Annotated in this window: 3 protein-coding genes; 1 reads left to right on the plus strand and 2 read right to left on the minus strand. The window is 24.0% G+C overall.

The features are described from left to right. Positions 1-624: 624 nt before the first annotated feature. A complete protein-coding gene (locus EHV01_RS03765; protein ID WP_422066262.1) occupies positions 625-1,125 on the plus strand; it encodes a lipoprotein in 501 nt (166 codons plus the stop codon). Between the two features lie 14 nt (positions 1,126-1,139). Here EHV01_RS03765 and EHV01_RS03770 read toward each other — a convergent pair whose 3' ends face one another. Together EHV01_RS03770 and EHV01_RS03775 are read right to left on the minus strand one after the other, a co-directional pair. After that, entirely contained in the window at positions 1,140-3,332 is a 2,193-nt protein-coding gene (locus tag EHV01_RS03770; RefSeq protein ID WP_422066263.1) for a hypothetical protein, read from the minus strand. Beyond that, positions 3,332-3,942: hypothetical protein (locus tag EHV01_RS03775; protein ID WP_422066264.1), on the minus strand; the 611-nt coding region annotated here is incomplete at its 5' end. The genes EHV01_RS03770 and EHV01_RS03775, both read right to left, overlap by 1 nt.

Genomic DNA, 3,942 nt, shown 5'->3' on the forward strand with positions numbered 1-3,942 from the left:
MTAWNATTGGCAAAAGAAATAAAATCAATAGATATTAAAACTTTATTATTAATTATTACATTATCTTATTGTAGTATGTATAGTGAATATAATATTCGTAATAAAAGAAGTGCAGATGTAGAACATACTTGTCATAGTGATGGTTATTTAACATATGATTTTTATGATTCAGGAGTTATTTTTGAAAGATCATCAAGATTCATTACTCGTTCAAATTGATTAAATTTAAAAATTACATATGTTATGTGAGAAAAAATTAATATTTTAAAACAAGTATATGGCTCAAATAAATTTAAAGAAGAGTTACACGAAATAATTGCTAATTATCCTCAAAACAGCCCAGATACATGATGACCAAAAAATGATATTGATTCAATGACAGATATCATAATTAATAATTATACTGATATTAATAATAAAATTCAACAAATGAAAAAATCAAGTCCAAATGATGAAAAATATATAATTATAGAAACATGCGGAAATCTTTGTTGAGATAATGATATGAATAAAAATGTTCATTGATTAGAATAAAAAATATTAAACATTTATGAAAATAAATTATTAATTTATTTTCATTTTTAATTAAATTAACAAAATTTATAAAAAATAGAAAGGATAAATATGAAAAAAATATTAAGTCTTTTAGGAACAATCGGATTAACAGCAACAAGTACAACAAGTTTAGTTGGTTGTAATATACCACAAGAATATACACCTGAAAAATTAGAACAACTAAAAGAAAAGAACAATATAAGTACAAAAGATGGTATTTTAGAATGAATAGCACCACAAGAAACACCATTTAATCAAGTTGATAATAAATGATATTTTGTGGTGTGGCGTAATGATGATAATGGTGATTTAAAAATTAGTAAATTTAAAAATAATGTAAAATTGAATGTTGGTGAGACACACACTATTAACGAGAGTTTATATTTATTCAATGGAAATTTTGCTGCTAATTTAAAAATTGATTTACAAGTTATTTTAAAAAACAGTGTTCCACTTGGATGATCTTTCGATAGAGACAGTTCTTTTTTTAAATCAGTTTATCGTTGAAATAACGATACTGAACCAAATATAGATATTGAAAATGAATTAAAAAGTTATTTAGATTTATAAATCTAAATAACTTTTTATATTTCTAATGCAAGTAAGGATAAATTTTCATTTTTCTTACTAAATAATTGTAAATTATTAATATTAATTTGTCCTTTTTCAGTAAAAATTATAATATCATAAGTTCCATAACCCCACATTCCAGATAATTCAATTTGATTTAAATTAAATAATTTTTTATCAAAAGTTATTTTAATTCTATCTTCAAATAAATTTTTAGTCATACTTATTCAAATTGCTTTTGAATAAAATAATCTATATCATTGAGAAAAATGATTTAAATAATCATCTATTTTGTCATTAGAAACAATTAAATTAGTTAAATATTTGCCATATTCTCCATCTGATAATTTAATTTCAGCAGGAATAAGAGAAGGTATATCATTTGTTTCTAATTCATTTGTTATTGATAATCAATTAAAATAATTTGCTTCTAACTGATAAATGGGGTTTTCTGAAATATCTTTGTTTTTAATAGTTACTTTAATTTCACCATCGGTATTGTTTATATTATTTTGATTTTTTAAATTTCAGTCTGTAATTTGTCCTGTTTTTGGATCAATAATTGGTGTATTCGGTTCACTGTCATTATTTCAACGATATACATATTTAAAAAAAGAACTGTCTCTATCGAAAAATCATCCAAGTGGAACACTGTTTTTTAAAATAACTTGTAAATCAATTTTTAAATTAGCAGCAAAATTTCCATTGAATAAATATAAACTCTCGTTAATAGTGTGTGTCTCACCAACATTCAATTTTACATTATTTTTAAATTTACTAATTTTTAAATCACCATTATCATCATTACGCCACACCACAAAATATCATTTATTATCAACTTGATTAAATGGTGTTCCACTTGCATAAATTTCTTTTCAATAATTTTTAGGTGGAGTGGGACCACCAGAAAAATTAAAATATGATGAATTTAATAGTACTTGACAATCTTTAAATTCTCAATATCCATTTTCTTTTTTAACTGGTTTTGAAATTAATTCAAAAAAATAAGGAGAAAATAATTTAATATCATCATTATAACCTTTATTAATTGCATATTTACTATATGTATAATTTGATAACATATAAACAATTTGCTTAAATCTTTTAACAGCATTATCGTTTAAAGAAGTAAAATTATCTAATTTTCAAATTTCAAATAAACCATCGATTACATCTTCGGGTTTTTGTCTTTCAAATTGTTGACGTAATTCTGCCGCTTTATTAAAAGGGTTACCTTTTTCATCGTATTTTGCTCCTTGAAATTTTCGATCATAATTATAACGATATGTTAAAAAATTTAACAAAACAATATTTAATTCTTTAACATCTAATAAACCTAATATATCTTTTCCCTGAATATATTCTTTTGCAATACTTCATGGTAAAAAACTTTCGGTAAATCAATACTGAAATATTCGTACATTAGGGTTTGTTTCAATCGGCATTGATAATAAAGGTACTAAACTAGCATTTTCAACRATAGATTGTGGATAAGAATAAACACCATTGACATTACCTCAACATTTAATATTTCCAAACAACATTGCTTTAGGATATTTAATTTCAATTCCAGTAAARACTGTATCTTCGGGTAATGATTTTTGTAATACTAAATGAATACTATTTTGATTTTTTCATTTAAAGTCAGTTATTTTAACTAAATGAGTAGATTTAATAATATTAAYACCATCAGGTGAATAAGGGCGTTTGTATTCTTCAATAATATAACATTCATTTTTATTGTCTTCACTAATTGGTTCATTAATAGATACTATTTTTAAATCTAATGTTTCTAAAAATTCTTTGTCTTGTTTTGAAATATCATTAATTAAAATATCTTTTTCATCAATCATTACATAACTAGTGCTATTATCTTGAACTGTGGTGTTTTGTTGAATTTGTAATTTAAAATTAAAGTCACTAATTTCATAACCCGTTATTTTAATATATTCATCTTTGTCAATAAAACCWATTTTAACGCTATTTTGAGAGTAGTTTAAGGTTGGTTTTTGCTTTGTCTTAACAAGATTATTAATTTTATAAATATATAAGGTTCTTGCACGGTCTTCTGTAAATAATTGTTCTAAATCAGGGTCGCTATACTGTGATTGATTAGCAAAATCTAACGGAATACTATCAATTGAATAATCAATTGGTTCATCATTTTCTGCTAATTGTGCTAACATTTTTTCAGATGGTTTTAACATTATTCTTGTTCTCCTTCTTCATTAGGTATATTGATAATATTTTCGTTGTTTTTTAATTGTCTGTTTAAAGTAGCATTTACTGGTAAGCGAACATCAACAATTAAYTCATCAATATTTTTAATATTGAATGTTCTACTGTTTAAAATCGCATTATCATATTTAATTAACTTAATAATAAATTCAGTTAATTTAATTTCTCTAATATATATCATTTGTTCGTATGATGCGTTTGTTTGAATATTTACACCAGCAACTTCCGCTTGAGTTTGTTGGGCTCCCTTAGCGATKGCGGGAACATGATGGCGATTTATTTTATAGTAATTAGTTAATAATCAATCATATATTTTGGTTAATTGTTCACCTTTAAAATTACCAGCAATATAGTCTACTGGTTGAAAATTACTATCAGGGTCTCCTTCAACTAATAACAAGTCATTTTCAATAAATGAAGCTAACATTTTACTAATTTCTTGGTCAACAACACCAGTAACCCCATTAGTATTAATGGTAAATTTACCACTATTTAATAATGGGTCTAACATTATTTTTTCAGCAATAATATCTAAAATACTAGCGAATTGTTTGCCATAACGAGCAGAAGGTTCAAAAT

This window comes from Spiroplasma sp. hy2 (assembly GCF_044714365.1).
GTDB classification, from domain to species: Bacteria; Bacillota_I; Bacilli_A; order Mycoplasmatales; family Mycoplasmataceae; genus Spiroplasma; species Spiroplasma phoeniceum.